Source organism: Paenibacillus sp. FSL R5-0475 (assembly GCF_038004585.1).
Classification (GTDB): Bacteria; Bacillota; Bacilli; order Paenibacillales; family Paenibacillaceae; genus Paenibacillus_AQ.
On record NZ_JBBORK010000001.1, the window covers coordinates 3,546,021 to 3,568,389 of the forward strand.

The window sequence follows — 22,369 nt, forward strand, 5'->3', positions numbered from 1 at the left end:
AGTTCATTTGATGGACTATGCTTTGAAACTTAATTTGAACTAATACAAATTTCAGTTAGGATGACAAACTGACTTTGTAATGAATCCTGAAAACTAATATACTTAACAATATATTTGCTACGAATGAGGTGGAAATCAAGTGGAAGTTGATGATCCAAAACAAATTATATTACAGGTTGGCTCAACACTCAAAAAACTTCGAAAAGAAAAACAACTGAGCCTTGAAGAATTATCAGAACTGACGGGTGTGAGCAAACTTACCCTTGGAAATATTGAACGCGGAGAAACAAATCCAACGGTTGGAATGTTATGGAAAATCTCAAAAGGCATATCTTTACCGTTTATGGCTTTGTTCTCATCAGAAAATCCTGTAAATCTTTACCGAGCCGGTGAAGGACTACGATTTGCTAGTGATCAAAAGAATTGGGTCGTTGAACCAATATTTAAAAATGCAAGCCATGATATCGAAATGTACCGTGCATATTTACAACCTAACAGCTCTTACCATCCGGAAGTTCATCATATGAATACAACCGAAATTGCGACGGTAATGACAGGCACCATTACCATTCATGTTAATGAAGAAATCTACACATTGAATCAATATGATTCGATTAGTTTTCGTGCAGATGGTTCACATTCATATTCAAATCATACGAACAGCGAAGTTGTTCTACATATCACCTTAAAATATGGAATTTAATATTCGGAAAATTCCGGTTTGTTTTATTATCAAATTACACAAAGAATCTTCATTCAACGAGGATTCTTTGTGTAATTTTTTTGCTCATTTTAAAAATAACCAATTAAAGATTTATGAATATAAAGAAGTTGAATTCACATTAATACATTATAATATACCAGTTGTTATAATATATTAATTATAATATACTTATTTTATTCGCGCGAATGGTTAAGATTTTAAAGATCAGAAGAATAGATAAAAAGATAGTACAAGTATTGATTTATTTTTAAGATAATTATGTAGGAGGAGACATCATGAGTTCGCAAAACCAATTTATTAATAGTAAAGATGAAACATCAAGTCATAAAAACCACATGCAATCTGCAAGATGGATAATTATACTGGGGATTATTGTTATTGCGGCAAATCTACGTGCTCCCCTAACCTCGGTTGGACCTTTAGTAAGTCTCATCCGGGACAACACTCATATTTCCAATACTTTAGCAGGCTTGATCTCCACAGTCCCTCTGCTTGCTTTTGCCTTGTTATCACCTTTTGTGCCTAAATTAGGTCGAAAGTTTGGAGCGGAACTCATCATTCTGATTTCCCTCATTTTTTTAACCATTGGCATTGCTTTACGTTCCCTAACTGGAGCGGTTAATTTGTATATCGGAACGGCTATCATTGGATTTGCAATCGCAGTGTGTAATGTATTATTGCCGAGTCTTATTAAACGGGAGTTTCCTAAACAAGTTGGTACGATGACAGGTGTTTATGCCATTTCCATGAATCTATGTGGCGCGATTGCTTCTGGTATTAGTATTCCTCTTGCAGTTGGATTAGGTTTGAAATGGCAAGGTGCGTTGGGAATCTGGGGTATTCTAAGCATTGTATCCATAATTTTTTGGTTACCACAAATGAAATATCGGACGAAACAAACTTCTGTTGATGGCAATAAGCAGGTGGTCAACAATCATATGAATATATGGCGATCCCCGCTTGCTTGGCAAATCACCTTGTTTATGGGGATACAATCTACAATATTTTATGTTCTAATTGCATGGTTACCTGAAATCCTAAAACATCAAGGCATCAGTTCTAGTCAATCGGGTTGGTTTCTCTCAATTATGCAGCTGGCACTACTTCCATTTACTTTTATCGTTCCTATCATTGCTGGGCGCATGTCTAGCCAACGTTCTTTAGTTGCCATTACATCGACTCTGCTTTTGATTGGAACACTAGGATTAATTTACGGGAGTCCAAGTATGATTCTTTTGTGGATCATTATACTCGGAATCGGAGGAGGTTTCGCTTTTAGTTTGTCCATGATGTTTTTCAGCTTACGTACAGTTAATGCACATCAGGCTGCAGAACTATCCGGTATGGCACAATCCATTGGATACCTGCTTGCTGCAATTGGCCCGGCGTTAATCGGATATTTGCATGATGTAACAAACAGTTGGACCCTTCCACTCTTCATATTAGTTGGCGCATCTGTCTTACTCTTTATATTTGGTCTAGGTGCTTCTAGAAATCAATTCGTGGGCCCTACTAAATCATAAATTCATAATTTAAAGTAAAAGAATTGGGCGAGCAATGATTTGTGAATTTTAGATTCAATCAAAAAAACACTCCTTTATTGGATTTTCCGAACCCAATAAAGGAGTGTTTTTTTGTATATCAAGCTCTTCTTAAATTACTGTTTCATTTACTTCTGCCAGATGTAATCGAGCTATAAGACGACACCTGTGCAGGCGTGATCCTATTGTTCTAAGTCGGATTTTTCGATTTCACAAACAACTTTATTTCGAAATGATTGAAGTTGTATGTAAACAGTGTTACTCTATCAACGGTAAACTCAAAATCTATGATCTTCAATCTTTCTATTCATATTCACTAATTTAGTTATAAAGAAAGGTAATACTATGATAAAAGTTGATAACTTATCCTTCGCATTTCCGCAAAAAGAACTATATAAAAACATTTCATTTACGTTAGAAGAAGCACAACATTGCGCTTTTATAGGAACAAGTGGCAGTGGTAAAAGTACACTGATCGATATACTGATGGATCCAGAAAAATATTTGTTCGAAGGCAAGTTAGAAATTGACCCAACCTGCAAAATTGGATATGTAAGTCAGTTCTCACAAGTAGACAGAACTAAAGAAACAACCGTTTTTGAATATATAGGAGAAGAATTTATTAAGATACAAAATGAAATAACAGCTATTCTCACTGAAATGGAAACATCATCAGATATTGATTCATTACTCGAAAAGTATCAATTAGCTCTAGATGCCTTTGATTTAATGGATGGAAATGATTTTGAAAGCAATATTAATAAGAAACTAAATTTAGCCAACCTTTTGAAGCTAAAAGATGCTAGGGTATCCGATCTAAGTGGTGGGGAATTCAAGCTTATTCAAGTGATGAAGGAAATGCTGACTAGTCCAGACTTAATGATTATGGATGAGCCCGATGTATTTTTAGATTTTGAAAACCTAAATGCACTTAAAAATCTTATTAATGCTCACAAAGGAATATTGCTAGTTGTTACGCATAACCGTTATCTATTGAATCATTGTTTTAACAAAATTATACACCTTGAAAACATGGAGATCCAAGAGTTCGATGGGCGATATATTGAGTATAACTTCTCATTACTTCAGACGAAAATTGAGTTACAAGAAATCGCAGTCGCTGAACAAGAAGAAATAGAGAGATACGATAACATTATTGATAATCTTAGAGCGATCGCAACCTATAATTCAGAAGCATCTAGAGGGAGAGCGTTAAAAGCTAGGGTTAAGTTTCAAGAAAGATTGGAAGCGCGAAAAATTAAAGCGCCATTCGTTGATATTAAGCAACCGAAAATCAGTTTTGGTGTGGACAATGAAATTGAAGAAGATATCACTGTTTTAAATGTGAATAATTATAGTGTTTCCTTTGATGAGTTGATTTTAGAAAATGTTAACTTTGAGATGAAACCTACAGATAAAGTAGCCCTTATCGGTCCAAACGGTACCGGGAAAACGACTTTACTCCGAGATATCTTTAAAAATAATCATGATTCAATTGAAATAAATGCTGATATTAAAGTGGCATATCTTTCTCAGCTTCAAGACGAAGTGCTAAAGGATTCTAATACCATACTAGAAGACTTCATCGATGCTGGGTTTGCAACTTATGACGAGATTAGAGCACATCTTTCAAACTATGGCTTTGAAGGAGAAATTCTTAATCAAAAGATAGAATCTTTATCTGGTGGCGAAAAAAATATACTGCAATTGGCAAAAGTTTCTGCTAGCAAAGCAAACTTATTGCTTCTTGATGAACCGACAAGCCATTTAGACACCTATACACAAATCGCACTGGAGAAAGCCATTGAAGACTATAAAGGTGCGATTCTCATGATTTCTCATGATTTCTATTCTGTAGTAAATGGTATGGATTATGTATTAATCATTGACGATAAGACGATTAGAAAAATGAGTATGCGAAAATTCAGAAAGATGATTTATGCCAGTCATTTTGATAAAGATTATTTAGAAAATGAACAAAATAAAAAAGCAGTTGAAATGAAAATAGAATTAGCTTTAAAAGACAATAATTTTGAACTTGCAAAAGGTATGGTTGACGAGCTAGAAGAGCTGATTAAGTTGCTTTAAACTACAACCCTCTGGCGGGAAAATGTCTATTAAAAAGACACTGATGGATAAGATCTCAGTGTCTTTTTACTGCATTGATTTGTTGATATCTCTTGAATCGGACAGTGGTTCACTTATCATTAAAAATCTTTCCCAACACATTTTTGGTCATAGAAATTTGTTGGGATCTCTATTTATAATACAACGTAAATAATAAACGCCATTCCATATCAAGTATTTTCAGAATCGCATTCGTTTAATCAGTAATTTTTTTAAGCTCAAAAATAGTTGCCTCTGCTAACAAGATAAGCCTATCGTTATTAACAACAAAAAAACTTAAAGGTATTCCAAGGTTTGTAGAAGGGTCACTTATATTTATTACTTTTACTACATCATTTATATTTAAGTCTGGGATATCTATTTTATATAATCTATAAAAAGAGTCAGAGTTATAACATGTCGCTGTAATCTCATATAATGGTTTTTTTAGTTCATATTGATAAACACTATAGTTTTTAAGTCCTTTTGATGAAAAAAAGTCTTTTTTGATGATAATTTCATCTCCAATAAATTTTGCCCTGTTGGATATTCAGAAGCATCATTATATGAATTTGCAAATCCTAAAAGCTTCTCAACTTTCCAAGTTCCATAGAAATATTTTTCAGTTTCACTATCCAAATTTATACTTTCTTGAGCACAATAAACGGATGTGTTTTTTGGAATAATAGACTCATCTGTTTCAGATTTAGGCTCACTAGAGGTATTTGGATTTGATGTCATTTCAACATTTGCACAAGCCGATGCTAGCATCAACATTATCATAATACAAACCAATAATATTTTTTTCATATTTCACACTCCCACTATTTTTTCAAGTTCATATGTCTCCTTTTAGATAAAATATTTGTTTTATAAACTTACCCTACCATTTCTCCATATCGGTTAAACCTATCTCCAACTCACTCAAGACTATATCCAACAAATATGATGCCCCTGTAGCTCCTCCAGAATAATCAGGCGAAATAGAGATTGTTATTAAATTCCATGAATATAACTCATTTAAGCCTTTAACGTACTCTCTTATTGTTGCTTCTGAAATAAAATCGGAATCTCCTATGATGTCGCTATTATTAAAAGCATCAATATCAAGGTCTAGAATAGCAGACCTATTTCCTATGTACTCTGCAAAGCTTTTCTTGTCATATGAACTCAAAAATTCTCCACTATGACGGAATAGTTTTGAACTATACTTGCAGTTGCTGTGGAGACAATGTGCATACTCTTCTCGTACATTTGAGATATCGTTAAGTTCTAGGTTGTCTCTTGAAACAAAAATCACTTCTTCAATGGTTTCTCTACCTACAGATGCCCAAATAAAATTGTCTATGTGCATCAAATTCGACTCAGGAACTTGCCTCGATGATCTGTCATAGCTTCTACTTACCTTCATGATATCCTCTTTGGATTTTGCTTCAAATAAACCTTTTACTATTAAACCATCTGGCACATCATCAAAATGTGAATCAACATGAACAACTATTGAACCTTCTTGAATTCTATTCTCTATTTTAGATATTTCCCAAGCAGCAAATGCCCAATTATGGTCTCGCATAATGTACACTCGTTTGTCTTTTGACTGTAACTTCCAGTCAATATCTTTACTCCAAGGGTAGTTCATTTGTTAAATCCCCCCTATCAATTCCCTTCCCTTCTCAGGTCAGGCCTCTAATGAAGTGCCACTTTCATCCTACTAAATTCTAATGATATCGCTATATAATAATCTCTGACTATCTGGCAGCTCAGAATCATAATGAAAATGTCCAAAGAACCACTTTTGATATTCCAATTTAGACTTAATCTCATTGAAATATTTATGCATCTGATCTATTTCCATGTGCACTCCGTAACGTTGAGAAATCCATTCTAAAGCATCGTAGGAACAGGTATGTGTTAATACATAATCAACAACCCAATAGTTCATATTGAGACTATCAAGCCCTTCTTTGTACTCATCTTCGCTTGGCATCTCACGTTCCCACCATGATTTATCTGGCTTGCGATACTCCTTATCATGAGAGGCAGCTCCTCCAAAAGTGAAAAACTTCTTATCTTCTATCTCAAATACTTGACCTCTCATTAAATGAATAATACTTGGTGTAATATGATGAACTTTGCCACCATTCCATTCGCTTATGGGGTAATCTTCGAGTAGATTAAAATTTTCATGATTTCCATCAATGAATAATGTTGTCCATGGCTTATTGGTTAGCCACTTTAACCAAAATAAATCTTCCCTGTCATTAGCCCATAATAGGCCAAAATCTCCTACTATAATTACATAGTCTTGTTTGGTTAACTTCTTGCCTTGGGGAAAGTTCTTGGTATTAAAGCGACTACCAACGCTTATTGAGCCGTGAATATCTCCTGTTATATAGATCAGACGTATCACCTACCTTTTAATCAAAGTCATATTTTATTTAGACATAAAACTATACTCGTCAATAGCTTTTTCTACCAATGCTTCTGGATGAGCTTTGATTTTTATGAGGTGTCCTTCTTTGTGCATATTGTTAACAATCGAATAATTTCTTTCACTTTTATTCAAACAACATTTTTTATATTTGAGTCCACTTCCACATTTACAAATCTCATTCCTTTCAGTGAATCTATTAATAGTATGTTTTAGTTCTCGGAAGAAAGTCCATTGTTCAATATCTCTATCATAAAAGAATACTTCTTTCTTTCTTTCTCAGTGCTGCAGTCTGTTTTCCTGACTCATATCCTACTACAGCTCGTGAAGGGGATTCATATTTAAAATCGTCTACAATTGCCTCTATTGATTCTCTATTCTGTCCTATACATTTAGTGTAGGAATTATTTAAGATTGTTCTGTTTATTTGTTTAACTTGCTCATGATCCAGTAAATTAATCTGGTTTGTTTTTAGATAACTTGGCTTATCTCCATTGAAGTAAGCAATGTAGTATTTGCTAGATAAGGGTATTAGTACTAGCACATCTTTTAATCCCAGATGTCGATTACTTACGTTCACATACTGCCCCTTAATACTTAATGCCGAAGTAGTCACATAATGATCACTTAATAAAAAATCATGGTTTTCACTTTTTATAATTGAGAAATCATAATACGTAATTATTGTTCTGCTTAATTCCACTAAGTACGTCGAATCCATTATCTTTTCCAACATCAAGGGAATCTTATCTTCTTTATGAAGACCGTCAAATACATTTAATAAAAGTAAATTATACGAATATAAATGTGCAATTTGAAACAGGAAACTAAAATGTATTTTGAGGAGAGATGAATTAGAGTAAAAAGATCTTTTTCAGTGGAGAATTATATAACTACGAAGAATTTGAAGATGGTTCGAAAAGAATCTACAAAAAGAAAAACAAGAGAGGTTTTGAAATTGATATTCTTGTTTCAGGTGATCCAGAAGAACACAAAAAAGGATTGCAAGCTGTAGAGGATTTTTTTGTAAAAGCAATCTTGTAACTTCTATTGGAACATAAAATGCCAATTTTATTGGTATCCCTGATTTAACTTCTTCACTCTCTCCATGCTAAGTTCTGCACTAACATCACCCGAGATTACTTTTTCAATAGTTCTGTTTATCTCTAATTCAATTGCACCAAACAACTGTAACAGTTTTAAAGGATTATCTAAAACTAGTGGAATTTCTCCAGGAGTTAAGGTGTCTGTGCTAAAAACTACATTAACATGATCTATAAACAACCTATCCTCAGTCCAAAGAATCGCTTCTTTTTTTCTGACCATGCTTGAATATAGATATCTTAGTCTGTATAAAATCAAAATACTTGACCGAAATTTAAAATATACTATCTCACCAAGTAGGGGACGTTGAACTTCCAGTTTATACAAAGAAGGAAGAGTGTCTAATCCATTTGGGAGATATGTTTCCTCAATAGTTTTCAATCGTAATTTATCTTCTTCGTCTATCTTATTAATTTCATTGAGGTACTCCTTTGGCAACAAAAGCGAATAGAAATTAATTAAAGGCGAAGTACTATTGCGAATATCTAAGTATTCACACCACACGCTTTGAATCGCCTCAATTCTTTTATTTTGCACACCTTGACTCACAGAGTGATAATGATCTAGGTTTTTTTGCTTTAGACTGCTCAATTGACCTATATTTGACTTTAAAATTTCGATGCTTTTTTGTGTTTCATTAGACAATACCATCTTTTCTCTTTCAAAATGTTGCTTATTTCTTTCAACTTTTTGATCTATACGTCCCCTCAACCAAACTCCGACAACGCCAACAATTACTGCATTAACTGCAGTACTTGTCAGCAAGATGCTCCAGTCGATTATATTCCCCTCCATTATTATCCTTTATAATAAAATCATCGTTTCACTAGAATAGATTCTCGATAAAATAAACAATCTGCTTCCAAAATGAAAACAATAGTACAAAACCTGTAATTAGCGAAATAATAACAGAGAGTAATATAGGATGTCTTTCAGCGAAAGACTTTTTCTTTGGAGGTTTGTTGTTCAAGTTGTTATTAGAGTTCTGTTGATGACCAATTGTTGTTTTATTTATCTTGTTGCCATTTCCAATTTTTATGTCTCCCACTACTTCTCACCCCCCAGCCATTTTCCAATGCCCGATTTTTTAATTTTATTTCCATCTCCTATTTCTACTGAGCCTTCGTACACTATCTGACCTATGTTATATATAACTTGCTCTCTTTTAATTTGATCTTCTTCAACTTGAGATTTAATATCGAGATCATCTAAATTATCGAATTGTTTTTCAAGTTCCATAACCACATCAACCAGTTTGGATTTTACATTTGCAACAATCCCTTCTACATTATTAGAAGGAATATTAACTCTCATCTGAGCAATCTGAAACGTCCCTTTTGAAATCTTGTGACAGAAAGCTGTGGGTATTTGTTTAGCGTATCTATCTCTGCTTTCCCCATTAAGCAATTTTTGTATACTCGCAATACCATCTGTAATATTCACTACTTTTATTTCATCAACCATCTCTTGTGAAAGCAATAATTCAAGTGGAACCTCTGAATTTGTATACTGTGTACGATAATTGATAACATAAGTTCCTATAATAACACCACTAATAGTTCTATATCCTGGAAGTTCATGATTTTCAGTATAACCTCTTAATTCTCCGTCAATCCAATTCATTAAAAGTTCATTATCAATATCAGTTAATATAATTTTCAATCTGGTGAGTACACTTTCCAAATCTGCGTTACTGCCCACCAAATCTTTCAAAAGCTGACTTCTAGCCATATGCGTTCACTCCTCATGAAATAATCCTTTTACTTTAAGTCACTATCTCATTACTTAGTCAACAGTATTTTATTCATTTTAATAGATAATTCTTCTAGCATGCTAAGTGCATTCTGTTGTGAGACAAATCCTTGCCCTGCAGATGGAAATGGTATCAAGAATATATGTAAGTGTTTGTTTTGCAAAGGAACATTTGCTTGAAAAGCCTTTTGCAGTTGCCCCTTGCTGTTTCTCATATCGCATGAAAATGGTACTGGTGTGAATATGTTCGAACCAAACATTAATTCAAGAGCATCTTTTTTAAAGCCTCCAGCTCCGCCGATACCAAGTAGAATCTGTGCATCTGATTTTATTAGAGCGTTTTTTATTATTCTTGTTCTAAATTCCATATCCTCTTTAAAGTCACTAAAGCCTGATGTAGAATATCTTTTCGGGTTATACTTAGCCTTGGGTTTATTGAATACTGCTAAATATGGGTTTTCTTGATTAGGCTTATTTTCGGGCGATAACGCTACCGCTCCATACTCAATTGTATACCATCTGCTCTCTGTAAGTCTTGGTAACGGTCTCCAATCTAACAGAGCAGTCTGAATACCTTCGGTTCTAGGTTTGTAAAGATTTTGGCGAATATACTCTTTGATTGTGTTGAATGCTGTAGTGTTAGCAGATCCTTGGAACCAATTATCTTCACCGCTCCGTTCACTCGCCAAACATAGTCTTGCAATAGCAGCATTGAATACACCGCCAGTAAAGTCATTTAAATGTTTTTTCTCATGCGGAAGAAGAAACTGTTCAACTAATTTTCCTCCAGTTTGTGCATCCGGTTGATAAAACCCTTCCCTCCAGTTATTCTCTTCAATACAATGTTTTATCGAGCCGGAGATTTCATCTCTTCCAAACAACTGTGTTCTGGCTTTAACATTTGCAGTTACACTATATCCACCTGTGCCCTCTTCATTTCCGAAGATTAGTATATCTGCTTTTGGAATTTCTCCACATCCAATATATGAAAGAAGAATCTTATACTCTTCTTCGTTCAAACTCCAGGGTTCCATTTTACAACCTCCAAATTAGTAAATAAAACTTGCATTTCACCATCTTTCATCTCGCATCATATCGACTTGAATATCCATCATCGTAAGTTCGTACTGCTCTCTTGTAAGTTCGATTCTAGCTCTATCATAAACCACTCCTATATCGGAAATTGTATCTCTAAAAATTAAATACAATGATCAAAGCCCATCTGTAGCTTTTGAATAGTTTGTTTTATTGATCATCAGTTAAGTTTTTTTCATAATGCATAATATTATTTCTTATCTATTCAGATAAATAAGGGGGATTTCCAGATCTTCAGGAATATCAATATCGCAAAGAAACTTAATTCGATTAATTGCCTCAAACATTGTTACAGTTCTAAGATTTGGTTTTGCGTCAAACACTGTTAGCAAACTGTCGTCCTTCTTCATCTTCGCTTTAGCACTCATATACTTTCTAAATCAGTAAAGATTAAATATTCATTCTTTTCTCCTAAAACATACTTTAGTAAAATTTCAATACCATAATTAAGAGAAAGAACGGAATCTTTTAAATTGTGCTCTAAACCGATATTATCGTGCAAATCTAATAGCTTTTCAATGAATCAACACCATTTTCAACTAGATTCATCTTCAACATCTGAGCACTCCTTTAGATTTAATGAAACATGCCCTTTATTATATCCAAACTGTCCATGGTTACTTTTGATTCATGTCCTCAGCTATTATCCTTGATATCTTCTCAATTTCGCTACTTCGCTGATCTTCATCTTTAGTACTTGAAATGTTCTGGACTTCCTCATCTGTTATCATGTACGTAGTAGAGAGTATATTCATAACCTCTTCTCTTATTTCAGTTAGCTCGTCATCCATTTTTTCTTTTGGAATATCGGTATCATCTAAAATCCCAAATAGCCATTTGAGTCCAATTTCAATTTTATTATCGCCTTCTAAGTCTTGCTGTGAACTCAAGTATATATGCATACCAGCATTAGCATTTTCCTTTGCTTCCTTTAACTCGTTAGAGCAACCCACTAGAACGAAAAGAATGCAGGATATAAATAAAATTTGAACATGGCGTTTCATAGCGATGTTCCCTCCTCAATATATGTCCGTAAAATAGCCATTTCATTGAAAACTACTTTAACTTTTTCTCAATTACTTCAATAGTTTTTCTGCTATAAAGCAAGCAGTATTCATTATCTCTTCTCTATATCATCATATATCTTAATATATCGTTTCTTTGTGACTTCATCCTTCTCGTCTACGTCTTTCATAAATGTCTTATCTGCGTATTGTTTAAATTCTTCTTTTTCTTTTTGATATTTGTTTAATAGCTCTAATAAGGTCATATCGGTGATATGTTTCTTCTCCTCATTTGCCAAAAATAATCCACCATCTTTCCCCAAAACAGTCATTTGATCGTGACTTTTCTTGAATTTATAATTCGATGAATCTCAGTTAAAACCATAGCATTATTCGGGTTATTCGAAGTCTTTTTTATCAACGAATCCAGATAATTAGTTGGTAGATCAGATAGAACAATGCTCTCTGATGATTTACTAATCAATAAATATCTATTACTTTGTGCTAGGATGTGTCTGAAAACTCATCATTCAGTCAATTTAAAAATGGCAGCCACGCATACAAACGACAAGAGTGACTTGGCCAACTTGTCGTAACGAGTTGCCACACGGCGAAAGTGTTTAATTTTATTGAAAAAGCACTCAACCAAGTGCTGTTCTTTGTACCGATACCAATCGACTTTCCATGAATTTTGACTATTCGCTTTAGGCGGAATGGTGTAAGACGCCTGCTTAGCCGTAATCCAATTCCGAATCGCTTTGCTTATTGAAATACTGAGTAGGTCAAATAAATTCCTTAATATTTTTAAGAAATTAACTCTTTCTAAAAACTTTGCGATCTTCATGTTAATGCTCCCTAAATAAGTTCAAACCATTATTTATTTACTTTTGTTCGCTAATATTGGATAAAATTTGTGCAATTTCCGCACGGGTAATATTGCCCTTGGCATTAAATGACCCGTTAGGATTTCCCTTAACAATTCCTGCATTGTGCGCAGCAAGAATGGTTTTCTTCATTCTTGAGTCAATATTGTTCCAGTCTTTGATGTCCTCGCTTTTTACATTTCCTACCGCTTCTTGAAATCCTGTTACTAACGTAATGGCATAAACTGCTTCTTCTCTAGTTGCTGGAACGTCCCAATTTTCAGCCGTTACTGGAGCATCTGAAAGAACAAAACCATTGTCCTGCGCAAACAGAACATGACCCATAGCCCAGTATTCTGGATTGTTGTCCATTTTATATCCAGCTATAGCTAGAGTAATCTTGCATAGCTCTGCAAGGGTTAGGTAGTTATTTGGTTTGAATGTTCCGTTAGAAAATCCGTTTAGAAGGCCATTTTTTGCTGCTGATTCAATAGGTTTTGCATACCAGGCACCGCTCTTAACATCAGAAAATAATGGTTTATTTTTATCTGCATTTGGATTTAAAGATTCAAATTTCCATTCACGACTACCAGAATCAATCATCTTCAGATAGTCAAGGCTGATTGTTTTGCCCTTTACAACAACTCCATCAGTACTTCCGGCAATTTGCTTTACATTAAAAGGCATGTTAAATGTTGCTTTAAGTACTAATCCATCAGCATCTTGAGCAATAAGATCAGAAAGTTTCATGTCCTTAAGAGATTCTTTTGTAATATCTTTTAACTTGGGGAGCATGCGATCAGTTTTCATGTCAGGACCTAGAAAACTATTAAGATTTACATTTAACTGAAGTCCACCATTAAGCTTAACTAACTCAACAAGTCCCATCTCTTGAGAAATAGTACCTACGCCTGCTGTGTTCATGTCATCTGGTCCTAAAAATGCGTCTTCCCAAGTTTCAGCAAGATATTTTTTACCACTAGATGTTAATTCGTAGTATTCGTTATATTTACCAGAAAAATCCTTTGGTGTTTGTCCAAGTTTGTTAAGGATTTCTTTAGAATATCCAGCAACCATTTTTACCTTACCTGATCCATCTGCTTTTATATCTACAGTAGCATTAGCATAAATACAACCAGTCAATAACAAAGGAAATGCAATCAAAACAAATATAGTAGTTAAAAATTTAGTTTTCATGTCTTTACACCTCTCGAAATTAATTTTAATATGTGAATGAAGATAAAATATTTAGTAATGAATCAATTTCTTCAAACTCATCCATAGACATCCGTACTTTATCATGATTTCGTTTACGCACTTATCATTTATGATGTATCGTTCTAGACTAAACTAAACCTCATCTCTGACACTATTAAACATCTCACTGCCTCATGAAATAGTTATTTAATCAAACTATCGTAGGTTCGTTCTAATCATATTCGCAATAAACTTATAAGTACCAAAAAACATTTTTAAACCTCACTCTTAAAGATATATTAGCTTGTCTTATTCATAAGTTGAAAAGAATCAAAAATTTCTTCGGAACTTAAAATTCACTACATAATATTATTGGGGATCTCTGCTCTTATAAAAATATAATAAAGATAATATAGGATTATTTTACCATATCAATTAGTGTATGAGCATCAATTAATTTGTTCGATAAAAACAAAAAAGGACTAAGCATTAACTGCTTAATCCTATATTGTGAGACTTACATTTCGGAATGTTCTTTATCAGACTGTTTTTCTAATACTTTTTCTACTCGTTTTCTCAACTTATCGAAAAGCGCTTGTTTTGTATCATCTGTAGGCAGCCATAACTCCCCATATTGCTTACAAAAAGCACTATATAGCTTTCTCTCATCTTCCGTGACTTCAATTTCTAGGATTTCAGACATTAATTTTTTGCTACGTATTACTTTCATTAAATCAATATACATCTTTGAAAGTCTCTCGCTTGCAAAATCGGAAACAATACCTTGAGTAAATGGTAAACAAGGTACTACACTTTTCACCTTTAGTGGGTTGTTTGTTTTTCTATTTTTAGAAAGGTTATGCTTTTGCTCTTTTAGAGATAATTGAACTTTGATAATGTCGTTAAATTCTAATTTCTCACCTTGAATAGTAGATCTGATTACTTTAAGTCCATTATTACATAGTAACTCATCAATTTTCCCCAACTGAAATCCGAGTAATTGATATATCTTATCTTCCCTAGTTTTACTTGTCTCCCACTTTTTCAAAGGAACATCTACATAATCCATACGAGAATCATTTAGCAATTCAACATGAAGCTAATTGTTAATGCATAATTATCTCCATGTTTTAATTCTGTTATTACTGGTAACATAGCAAGATGTATCTGATCAGCAAGTTCAAGATTAAAAAGATCGGCTTTAAAGATGTATTCCATAATCCTCACTCCTCATAGTGTATTAATTTTGCAATTTCCACTTGCTAAGTGGTGAATGATTTTGATACTTCCTCGCTATTTCTTCACGTGTTAAATCCATATAAGCTTGCTCTGTAACCGTAACTGAACTATGTCCAAGAATACGAGACAGCGTAAAGAAATCTCCGCCATTTAACAGATAGTGCCTTGCGAAATTATTCCGAATCATGTGAGGATGAACATCTATCCCAGCCATCTTGCTAGCATCCTTTAATTGCTTCTCAAACGATTGGATACTTAAAGGAGTCCCTTTGGTTGTTGGAAATAGTAATTTCGATTCTGTGTATCGGTCTTTAAATTTTAGATATTGCTTTAATTCTCTTTGCATCACATTGGAAAAATAAACATACCGTTCTATTCTACCTTTAGTTTTAGTCAATAGAATCATTTTACTCTTAAAGTCGATTGCATCTACTGTTACTTCTAAGCATTCACCAATTCTCATGCCAGTATATCTTGTAACAATAATACGATGATTTTATTTAGATATCCATGAAACTTAGTATAATCAAACTTTTCAATCAATCCATTAAACTCTTCTTGACTTATCCCCTTTTTCTGTCTTCTTACAGTTTTAATTTGTGAGATATTCTCAACAGGATTTTTAAGCAACTCTCCTTCTTGTTTCAACCAATTGAAGAAAACCTTAATGTTACGAATGTAGTTATTAATTGTGATTGATGAAACTTCTTTTTTAAAGTCTACTCTGTTTTCTGGAAAATTGACCAATTTGGAAGATTCACGATTTACTACCGTATATTTACCCCGCTCTTGTAAATAAGCAATGTACTGCCTAATATGTCCAACTCGTACTTCTTTCACCTTATCAACATCATGCTGATTCTTTAAATAAGCAACAAATAACTTCAAAGATTGTTCATAAGAGTTAACGGTCTTACGTGATAAATTCTTGTTTTGACAATCTAAAAAGTCTTCTAAAAAAAACTCCAAATCCGATAACTCCATACAAATCCTCCATCTCTTTTCCTACAAAAACAAAACCCAATAAACCAAAAAGGTTTATCGGGTGAGATGGAAAAAGTTTATCGGATTCAAAACAAGTCTATCGGTTTTTATATACTGTCTGTAAACACCTTCCAGCAACCCACAATCCCTTACCCCGCAGTGCCCCTAACCCTTTCAACTAACCTTATGCTCAATCCGCAGCTTGTCTGCTACCATGGCAATAAATTCCGAGTTAGTAGGCTTAGATTTGGAGATATTAATCGTGTAGCCGAATAAATGGCTGATGGAGTCGATGTTGCCACGGGTCCAAGCCACTTCAATCGCATGGCGAATGGCACGTTCAACGCGTGAAGGCGTGGTCTTGAATTTCTCTGCTATGGCTGGATAGAGTGTTTTTGTAATCGCACCAAGGATCTCGATATTGTTATATACCATGGTGATCGCTTCGCGCAGGTACTGATAGCCCTTGATATGTGCTGGAACACCGATTTCATGGATGATCGAGGTAATGTTAGCATCAAGATTCTTGCCCTTCGTAAGCGGCACTACATTCGATCTGGACGTCGACGAATAGTTGTACATGTTAGAGGATGAGCTCATGCTGCCTTGGACCCCTACAAGCTGACGTACACGATTTGCCAGGACCTCCATATCGAACGGTTTCAAAATATAATAGGATGCACCAAGCTGTACAGCTCTTTGAGTGATGTTCTCCTGACCAAAAGCGGTCAGCATGATGATCTTCGGTTGAGGATTCAGATCCATATCACGCAGACGTTCTAAGACACCCAGACCGTCTAAATGTGGCATGATGATATCAAGAATAAGGACATCGGGAACTTTGCGTGCTTCGCTTAGCATTTGAAGCACTTCTTCACCATTGTAGGCGATACCCGTTACCGTCATATCTTCTTGTTCAGAAATGTATTCGGAAAGCAAATTCGTAAACTCCCTGTTATCATCGGCCAACAACACTTCAATATTCTGCACTGGCTGCTTCCTCCTTAATTATATCTGCTATTCGAAAATAACATTTTTTTCTTGTCTCTTAACATTTTCGACATGGAGATTGAATTCCCTTCTGTCGAAAATTATTTTTCTTTATTTTTTTTCTGGCATGGATTATAATTAAATATTTTATTTCAAAGTTCGATGATCTTCGTAATTCTTCGACAAAAAAATCTTAAGGCTAAACCGCCTTAAGATTTAATGGATACCTATTCTCCTGTAGGGTTACACCAGAATCCTTAAGCATCCATTCGATGAAGCAACCGTAGCCGGACTTAGGATCATTTACAAACACATGAGTTACAGCGCCGATGAGCCGTCCATTTTGAACGATTGGACTTCCGCTCATCCCTTGAACGATACCACCTGTCTTATCGATCAGTCGCGGATCTGTGATACGAATGACCATACCCTTTGTCGCTGGCGTCTGCTGATGTGCCACATGAATGATCTCAACCTTAAATCGCTCCACCTGCTGCCCATCTACAACGGTAAGAATTTCAGCAGGACCTTCCTTGACTTGATTGCTCATGGCCACAGGAATAGGTTCTTTATAAAGACTATGCTCGGGATTACGACTCATTTTACCGAAGATACCAAAATCTGTGTTACTTTCCACATTACCAAGCACTTGGCTTTCTTTCAAGAAATGAGCTCGTTTCTCACCCGGATCGCCATCCTGGCTTTTAGAAATCGAAGTTACACTGGACTGAACAATATGACCACTGCCAACAACAATTGGTGTTCCTGTATTCATGTCCGTAATCACATGTCCTAAAGCTCCATAAACCCCCTGTTTCGGGGCATAAAAAGTTAACGTGCCGACACCCGCTGCAGAATCTCGAATGTACAGGCCTAACCTCCAGACTTTGTCATTAATATCATACGCGGGTTTCAGCTTGGCTGTATGCTCTTTCCCAGCGCGTTTAAAGACAATCGTCAGAGAATTATTCGCTTTTCCAGCACGATCCACAAGCTTGGCCACCTTAGATAACTCGTCCAACTTCTCTCCATCAATGGAGATCATCAAATCACCTGGCACCAAACCGCTGACCTCACCTGGGGAAAGCTTGGATTTCTCGGATACTTCAATCAGATGATGTCCAACAACCAGAACACCTGCTGATTTCACCTTTACTCCGATCGTTTGACCTCCCGGGATCACCTTCAGTTCCGGTTTCATTCCATGCGCAGTCACCTTGGCAGGTTCACTGTTCAGTGGTGCGGCAAAACTTTGGTGGGTTCCCGTTATGCCCGATAAACTAAGAAAGAAGGCAAATAAAAGGCCTGGCATTAACTTCCTGAGGTTAGGCTTCAATGGCTGTCACGCTCCCTTTTGCTTCTTTCGCTTGACGAAAAAGGTGGTCGCCAATTGCGTACCTATAAGATAACCTTGCCCCCAGGCTTTTATTACTGTCAATCATTGTTCCGCTTAGCTTGTTGCAGCCTTACTTGCCTCGGCCAAATTAAGCATTTCCTGCGAATGGTGCAATGTTTTTTCGGTAATTTCCACCCCACCCAGCATTCGGGCCAGCTCCATTACACGTCCATCATTCGAGAGTGATTCCACTTCCGTCATGGTTCTTCCGTCCTCAACCTTTTTGCGGATTAAGTACTGATGATCAGCCATACAAGCCACCTGCGGTAAGTGCGTAATGGAGAACACCTGACAAGTGGAGGACAGCTTATACAGTTTATCTGCAATGGATTGAGCAGCCCGACCACTCACACCGGTATCTACCTCATCAAAAATCAGAACTGGAATCGCATCATGACGCGCAAAAATACTCTTCATTGCCAACATAATTCGCGACAACTCACCACCCGAGGCAATTTTGCCAAGAGGTCTTAACGGCTCGCCAGGGTTAGGGGAAATCATAAATTCCGCACTGTCGATCCCTTGTCTTGTAAGACGAATACGCCGACCCTTATAATCAACTCCACGTGGGTCCTCCAACGTGTCTAATTTAACCTGTAGCGAGGTTCTTTCCATCTGAAGATCTTTAAGCTCACTTTCCACTTGCGTGGCTAAATCAGACGCACACAGCTTCCGTGCTTCACTTAATTCAGTAGCTGCATCCATCAATACAGAAAGCAATGCATCGCGTTTGGTCGTCAGTTTCTCCAGATATTCATCTTTATTCTCAAGCAGATCGGTTTCCCGATGGATTTGTTCATAATAAGCTAAAATCTGTTCTACACTATCTCCGTATTTACGGCGGAGTCCGGTAATTAAATCGAGACGATTCTCGATTTCTTCGAGTCGCTGTGGATTGAATTCGATCTCTTCTCGGTAATCACGAAGCTGAAATGCAGCATCCTCTAGTTGATAATAAGAAGATTGCAGCTGCTCAAGCACGGATTTAAGACCCTTTTCATCATAACGAACCGCATCCTCGAGTCTGGAAATGACATTACCTATGGATTCTAAGCCTTGTCTATCGTAGAGAAGCTCATATGCACCGGATACGGAATCCATCATTTTCTCACTGTGGGATAGTTTGACCCGTTCTTCGGCAAGTAATTCATCTTCTCCCGGTTTTAATGCTGCAGATGAAATTTCTTCTAACTGAAAACGGTACAAATCAAGCATTTGATAAGCCTTTTGGCTGGATTCCTGCAGCTCTCGGAGCTCTTTCTCCACTTTCGCAAAGGCTGAATACTTTTCCTGATATACCGCTTTTAGCGGCCCGATAATGGGTTCTCCGTATGTATCCAGCAGTCCCAAATGTCGTTCTGCCTTCAATAGGTTTTGGTGTTCATGCTGTCCATGAATATTAACCAGCTGCTCGCCAATTTCACGTAGCATAGTAAGATTGACCATCTGTCCGTTTACACGTGATGTACTTTTACCCTGAGAGGTGAGTTCACGGCGTATTATAAGATGCTCCTCACGCTGAGCCTCAATGCCAAGACGCTCTAAAGTATCCCAGACGGGATGACCGCTTGGGAGGCTGAAGAGCGCTTCCATCTCTGCTTTTTCACAACCGTAACGAATAGAATCCGCGGAGCCGCGCCCTCCGGCAATCAGTCCAAGCGCATCGATAATAATGGATTTACCTGCCCCAGTCTCCCCTGTGAGCACATGGAAGCCAGGATAAAAATGCACATCTACCGCCTCAACGACGGCTAGATTGCGGATAGACAAGGTTTCTAACACTAATAGAGCACCTCCGAGAAGATGATAAGAATTTGATAGAATGAAATTTATACTTTCTTATAATTTAAGAAATGTAACCCATGATTTGTGAAATTACAGTCTTACTGTCCTCAGGCTGGCGGCAAATAATTAGAATGGTATCATCACCAGAGATGGTCCCCATAATTTGTGGCCAGTCAATATTATCAATCAAAGCAGCGACTGAGTTAGCCGTTCCCGGTAAGCATTTCATCACCACAAGATTAGCCGATGAATCGATCTGCACAAAATTATCCACCAAAACGCGCTTCAGCTTCTGTATTGGATTGTACCGTTGGTCAGTTGGAAGCGAATATTTGTATCTTCCATCATCCATAGGCACCTTGATGAGCAATAGCTCTTTAATATCTCGAGATACTGTAGCTTGAGTAACCTGAAAACCAGATTCACGCAAGGCTTCTACCAGCTCGTCCTGTGTCTCGATATCCTTTTGCGTAATAATCTCACGTATCTTAATATGTCGTTGACCCTTCATTGTTGCCTCCTAAAAGTTTTGTAAGCGACACTTCCAGATTAGCAGCGACAAAACTACATCGGAAGCATGAACTTAGTTTTGTAAGCGATGCTCCCCGAATTGCTTCGGCAAAACTACTTCGGAAGCATACACCTAGTTAAATATGGACTCAGTTTGATTCTCCGTCATCTCTGCCAAGCTTAATCACTTGAATAGATCCCGCCGCAGTATTAACATACAAAACTCCGCTACATTCCGGATAAATCAGCAAGTACGGAAGCAAGGTATCTCGTAAGCCACTGCCTGTGAAATCCAAAGGTTTCCGTGGTCTAGAAAGGATAACCAAATATATTGATCCTTCCTCTTTAGTCGCCACATAATCTATAAATAACCGGCTATACATCTGCGCCCCGTTTACGTTGAAGGACAACGGGATTTTGAGCTTCCCTCCAACGACCTCGTACCCTTCATCCTCTAGTATGTCTATAGATGGGTGAGGAATAATCACTTTATTAAACGGGATCTGATCCTTCATGAAAGAACGCGGAGAATTTTGCAGCCATATATATATCCGATAAATTATAAAAATCGATAATGCTACTCCAATAAACGCCATGACGACCTTGTCAGAGCTACCCGCCACTATCAATCACCTCGGTGATTTATTCGCGTGAAGCCATGCCAATTCCTTCTTCTAAGCTGCCTTTTTAGAAGCTTTCCGAATAATTGTTATTTTCCATATGGAAAAAGAAACTCACCGGCGCGATGAGTTTCCATGAGTCGAATTTACATTAAAAGTACCCGTAGCCTGCTTAATCACTTCATCCGCTAGGGATGGAAAATCCCCCACTGGAATGACTGATGATACAGCATCTGAAGGCTGTAATATACCTTCTTCAGCTTCCGCCAATTCAGGCGTTAGTCTCCAGTGAGCAAGAAACTCAATATTGCCTTCCCCGCCTGTAATCGGTGAAAAGGTTAATCCCTGCAGCTGGTAACCCAGCTCTGCCGCCATGGTCAGTACATTAATTAATACCTCTTTATGAACAGCAGAATCACGAATTACACCTGATTTACCAACCTTCTCCCGTCCTGCCTCAAACTGTGGCTTGATCAGCGCAGCAATATCCGTCGGGCGCTTAAGCAAAGCTTTGAGCGGTGGAAGAATTATTTTTAAGGAGATAAATGAAACATCAATACTCGCAAAATCTGGAATCGGACCCACCAAATCTGGAGGCGTCATATATCGGAAATTCGTTCGTTCCATCACACTAACGCGTTCATCATTACGCAGCGACCAATCCAGCTGATTATAGCCAACATCAATCGCGTACACATGGCTTACTCCATTCTGAAGTGCACAATCCGTAAAGCCTCCAGTAGAAGCACCGATGTCCAGCATGGTCCGTCCCGTAAGATCAATATTAAATTGGCGTAGAGCCTTCTCCAGCTTTAGGCCCCCACGACTGACATATGGATGCACAGAGCCTTTAACTTTAAGGGTGGCCTCCCGTGACACCTTCATACCAGCCTTTTCAATGCGTTCTTCATCCGCGAGCACCAGTCCTGCCATAATGGCTGCTTTAGCCTTCTCACGGCTTTCATAAAAACCTTGCTCAACAAGTAGTACATCTATCCGTTCTTTACGGTGTTCCATGGTCATCTCCC

Annotated in this window: 24 protein-coding genes; 3 read left to right on the top strand and 21 right to left on the bottom strand. The window is 36.7% G+C overall.

Annotation, left to right across the window (positions count from 1 at the left end; translation table 11 throughout):
• The first annotated feature begins 139 nt into the window (after positions 1-139).
• The 3 genes from MKX41_RS15965 to MKX41_RS15975 all read left to right on the top strand — a co-directional run bounded on the left by MKX41_RS15965 (position 140) and on the right by MKX41_RS15975 (position 4,353).
• Complete coding sequence (locus MKX41_RS15965) at positions 140-703, top strand: helix-turn-helix domain-containing protein (protein ID WP_076284496.1); 564 nt, start codon at positions 140-142, stop codon at positions 701-703.
• Between the two features lie 296 nt (positions 704-999).
• Positions 1,000-2,247 carry a CynX/NimT family MFS transporter gene (locus MKX41_RS15970; RefSeq protein WP_340971763.1) on the top strand — a complete coding sequence of 416 codons (1,248 nt, stop codon included), beginning with the start codon at positions 1,000-1,002 and terminating at the stop codon, positions 2,245-2,247.
• Positions 2,248-2,610: 363 nt separating this feature from the next.
• Complete coding sequence (locus MKX41_RS15975) at positions 2,611-4,353, top strand: ABC-F family ATP-binding cassette domain-containing protein (protein ID WP_076284494.1); 1,743 nt, start codon at positions 2,611-2,613, stop codon at positions 4,351-4,353.
• A 465-nt stretch (positions 4,354-4,818) separates the two neighbouring features.
• On the opposite strand, the gene MKX41_RS15980 is transcribed toward MKX41_RS15975, so the two are convergent.
• The 21 genes from MKX41_RS15980 to MKX41_RS16080 form a co-directional block, all read right to left on the bottom strand.
• Positions 4,819-5,181 carry a hypothetical protein gene (locus MKX41_RS15980; protein ID WP_340971766.1) on the bottom strand — a complete coding sequence of 121 codons (363 nt, stop codon included), beginning with the start codon at positions 5,179-5,181 and terminating at the stop codon, positions 4,819-4,821.
• 73 nt (positions 5,182-5,254) lie between these two features.
• Positions 5,255-6,010, bottom strand: coding sequence for a UPF0489 family protein (locus MKX41_RS15985; RefSeq protein WP_340971769.1), 756 nt, complete (start codon positions 6,008-6,010; stop codon positions 5,255-5,257).
• Positions 6,011-6,082: 72 nt separating this feature from the next.
• The gene (locus tag MKX41_RS15990) at positions 6,083-6,781 is read right to left on the bottom strand and encodes a metallophosphoesterase family protein (protein ID WP_340971772.1); all 699 of its coding nucleotides are present in this window, start codon (positions 6,779-6,781) and stop codon (positions 6,083-6,085) included.
• A gap of 24 nt (positions 6,782-6,805) precedes the next feature.
• Positions 6,806-7,045 carry an SEC-C metal-binding domain-containing protein gene (locus tag MKX41_RS15995; RefSeq protein WP_340974939.1) on the bottom strand — a complete coding sequence of 80 codons (240 nt, stop codon included), beginning with the start codon at positions 7,043-7,045 and terminating at the stop codon, positions 6,806-6,808.
• Positions 7,046-7,052: 7 nt separating this feature from the next.
• Positions 7,053-7,538: a DUF4238 domain-containing protein gene (locus tag MKX41_RS16000; protein ID WP_340974942.1), complete on the bottom strand. Its 486-nt coding sequence runs from the start codon at positions 7,536-7,538 to the stop codon at positions 7,053-7,055.
• A 335-nt stretch (positions 7,539-7,873) separates the two neighbouring features.
• Positions 7,874-8,701, bottom strand: a complete 828-nt coding sequence (locus MKX41_RS16005; protein ID WP_340971776.1) for a hypothetical protein — start codon at positions 8,699-8,701, stop codon at positions 7,874-7,876.
• Between the two features lie 252 nt (positions 8,702-8,953).
• A complete protein-coding gene (locus MKX41_RS16010; RefSeq protein ID WP_340971779.1) occupies positions 8,954-9,637 on the bottom strand; it encodes an AbiTii domain-containing protein in 684 nt (227 codons plus the stop codon).
• Positions 9,638-9,687: 50 nt separating this feature from the next.
• Positions 9,688-10,692 carry a hypothetical protein gene (locus MKX41_RS16015; RefSeq protein ID WP_340971781.1) on the bottom strand — a complete coding sequence of 335 codons (1,005 nt, stop codon included), beginning with the start codon at positions 10,690-10,692 and terminating at the stop codon, positions 9,688-9,690.
• A gap of 678 nt (positions 10,693-11,370) precedes the next feature.
• Positions 11,371-11,757, bottom strand: a complete 387-nt coding sequence (locus tag MKX41_RS16020) for a hypothetical protein (protein WP_340971783.1) — start codon at positions 11,755-11,757, stop codon at positions 11,371-11,373.
• 113 nt (positions 11,758-11,870) lie between these two features.
• Positions 11,871-12,089: a hypothetical protein gene (locus tag MKX41_RS16025; RefSeq protein ID WP_340971784.1), complete on the bottom strand. Its 219-nt coding sequence runs from the start codon at positions 12,087-12,089 to the stop codon at positions 11,871-11,873.
• A 194-nt stretch (positions 12,090-12,283) separates the two neighbouring features.
• On the bottom strand, positions 12,284-12,601 hold the full coding sequence (locus tag MKX41_RS32325; RefSeq protein ID WP_445671319.1) for a hypothetical protein: 318 nt from the start codon (positions 12,599-12,601) through the stop codon (positions 12,284-12,286).
• Between the two features lie 37 nt (positions 12,602-12,638).
• Positions 12,639-13,817, bottom strand: a complete 1,179-nt coding sequence (locus MKX41_RS16035) for an S-layer homology domain-containing protein (RefSeq protein WP_340971787.1) — start codon at positions 13,815-13,817, stop codon at positions 12,639-12,641.
• 517 nt (positions 13,818-14,334) lie between these two features.
• Positions 14,335-14,886, bottom strand: a complete 552-nt coding sequence (locus MKX41_RS16040; RefSeq protein WP_340971791.1) for a hypothetical protein — start codon at positions 14,884-14,886, stop codon at positions 14,335-14,337.
• Between the two features lie 171 nt (positions 14,887-15,057).
• Positions 15,058-15,519: a tyrosine-type recombinase/integrase gene (locus tag MKX41_RS16045; RefSeq protein ID WP_340971793.1), complete on the bottom strand. Its 462-nt coding sequence runs from the start codon at positions 15,517-15,519 to the stop codon at positions 15,058-15,060.
• The gene (locus MKX41_RS16050; protein ID WP_340971795.1) at positions 15,516-16,040 is read right to left on the bottom strand and encodes a tyrosine-type recombinase/integrase; all 525 of its coding nucleotides are present in this window, start codon (positions 16,038-16,040) and stop codon (positions 15,516-15,518) included. Before MKX41_RS16050 ends, MKX41_RS16045 begins: the two co-directional genes overlap by 4 nt.
• Before the next feature lie 174 nt (positions 16,041-16,214).
• The gene (spo0A, locus tag MKX41_RS16055; RefSeq protein WP_042129795.1) at positions 16,215-17,030 is read right to left on the bottom strand and encodes a sporulation transcription factor Spo0A; all 816 of its coding nucleotides are present in this window, start codon (positions 17,028-17,030) and stop codon (positions 16,215-16,217) included.
• Positions 17,031-17,229: 199 nt separating this feature from the next.
• Complete coding sequence (gene spoIVB / locus MKX41_RS16060; RefSeq protein ID WP_081382880.1) at positions 17,230-18,342, bottom strand: SpoIVB peptidase; 1,113 nt, start codon at positions 18,340-18,342, stop codon at positions 17,230-17,232.
• 138 nt (positions 18,343-18,480) lie between these two features.
• Entirely contained in the window at positions 18,481-20,208 is a 1,728-nt protein-coding gene (recN, locus tag MKX41_RS16065; protein WP_042190438.1) for a DNA repair protein RecN, read from the bottom strand.
• A 64-nt stretch (positions 20,209-20,272) separates the two neighbouring features.
• The gene (gene ahrC / locus MKX41_RS16070) at positions 20,273-20,722 is read right to left on the bottom strand and encodes a transcriptional regulator AhrC/ArgR (RefSeq protein WP_042190440.1); all 450 of its coding nucleotides are present in this window, start codon (positions 20,720-20,722) and stop codon (positions 20,273-20,275) included.
• A gap of 148 nt (positions 20,723-20,870) precedes the next feature.
• Positions 20,871-21,344, bottom strand: a complete 474-nt coding sequence (locus MKX41_RS16075; RefSeq protein ID WP_256716299.1) for a hypothetical protein — start codon at positions 21,342-21,344, stop codon at positions 20,871-20,873.
• 111 nt (positions 21,345-21,455) lie between these two features.
• Positions 21,456-22,358, bottom strand: coding sequence for a TlyA family RNA methyltransferase (locus MKX41_RS16080; protein WP_340971803.1), 903 nt, complete (start codon positions 22,356-22,358; stop codon positions 21,456-21,458).
• Between the last annotated feature and the right edge of the window lie 11 nt (positions 22,359-22,369).

Excerpts from the sequence above, each read along its gene's own strand:
- MKX41_RS16050 (WP_340971795.1), bottom strand. The coding sequence starts at position 16,040 with ATGGAGTTATCGGATTTGGAGTTTTTTTTAGAAGACTTTTTAGATTGT.
- MKX41_RS16015 (WP_340971781.1), bottom strand. The coding sequence starts at position 10,692 with ATGGAACCCTGGAGTTTGAACGAAGAAGAGTATAAGATTCTTCTTTCA.
- MKX41_RS16040 (WP_340971791.1), bottom strand. The coding sequence starts at position 14,886 with ATGGATTATGTAGATGTTCCTTTGAAAAAGTGGGAGACAAGTAAAACT.
- MKX41_RS16005 (WP_340971776.1), bottom strand. The coding sequence starts at position 8,701 with ATGGAGGGGAATATAATCGACTGGAGCATCTTGCTGACAAGTACTGCA.
- MKX41_RS32325 (WP_445671319.1), bottom strand. The coding sequence starts at position 12,601 with ATGAAGATCGCAAAGTTTTTAGAAAGAGTTAATTTCTTAAAAATATTA.
- MKX41_RS15980 (WP_340971766.1), bottom strand. The coding sequence starts at position 5,181 with ATGAAAAAAATATTATTGGTTTGTATTATGATAATGTTGATGCTAGCA.
- MKX41_RS16080 (WP_340971803.1), bottom strand. The coding sequence starts at position 22,358 with ATGGAACACCGTAAAGAACGGATAGATGTACTACTTGTTGAGCAAGGT.
- MKX41_RS16025 (WP_340971784.1), bottom strand. The coding sequence starts at position 12,089 with ATGACTGTTTTGGGGAAAGATGGTGGATTATTTTTGGCAAATGAGGAG.
- MKX41_RS16020 (WP_340971783.1), bottom strand. The coding sequence starts at position 11,757 with ATGAAACGCCATGTTCAAATTTTATTTATATCCTGCATTCTTTTCGTT.
- MKX41_RS16000 (WP_340974942.1), bottom strand. The coding sequence starts at position 7,538 with ATGTTGGAAAAGATAATGGATTCGACGTACTTAGTGGAATTAAGCAGA.
- MKX41_RS16035 (WP_340971787.1), bottom strand. The coding sequence starts at position 13,817 with ATGAAAACTAAATTTTTAACTACTATATTTGTTTTGATTGCATTTCCT.
- MKX41_RS15975 (WP_076284494.1), top strand. The coding sequence starts at position 2,611 with ATGATAAAAGTTGATAACTTATCCTTCGCATTTCCGCAAAAAGAACTA.
- MKX41_RS16045 (WP_340971793.1), bottom strand. The coding sequence starts at position 15,519 with ATGAGAATTGGTGAATGCTTAGAAGTAACAGTAGATGCAATCGACTTT.
- spoIVB (WP_081382880.1), bottom strand. The coding sequence starts at position 18,342 with ATGCCAGGCCTTTTATTTGCCTTCTTTCTTAGTTTATCGGGCATAACG.
- ahrC (WP_042190440.1), bottom strand. The coding sequence starts at position 20,722 with ATGAAGGGTCAACGACATATTAAGATACGTGAGATTATTACGCAAAAG.
- MKX41_RS15970 (WP_340971763.1), top strand. The coding sequence starts at position 1,000 with ATGAGTTCGCAAAACCAATTTATTAATAGTAAAGATGAAACATCAAGT.
- MKX41_RS16010 (WP_340971779.1), bottom strand. The coding sequence starts at position 9,637 with ATGGCTAGAAGTCAGCTTTTGAAAGATTTGGTGGGCAGTAACGCAGAT.
- MKX41_RS15985 (WP_340971769.1), bottom strand. The coding sequence starts at position 6,010 with ATGAACTACCCTTGGAGTAAAGATATTGACTGGAAGTTACAGTCAAAA.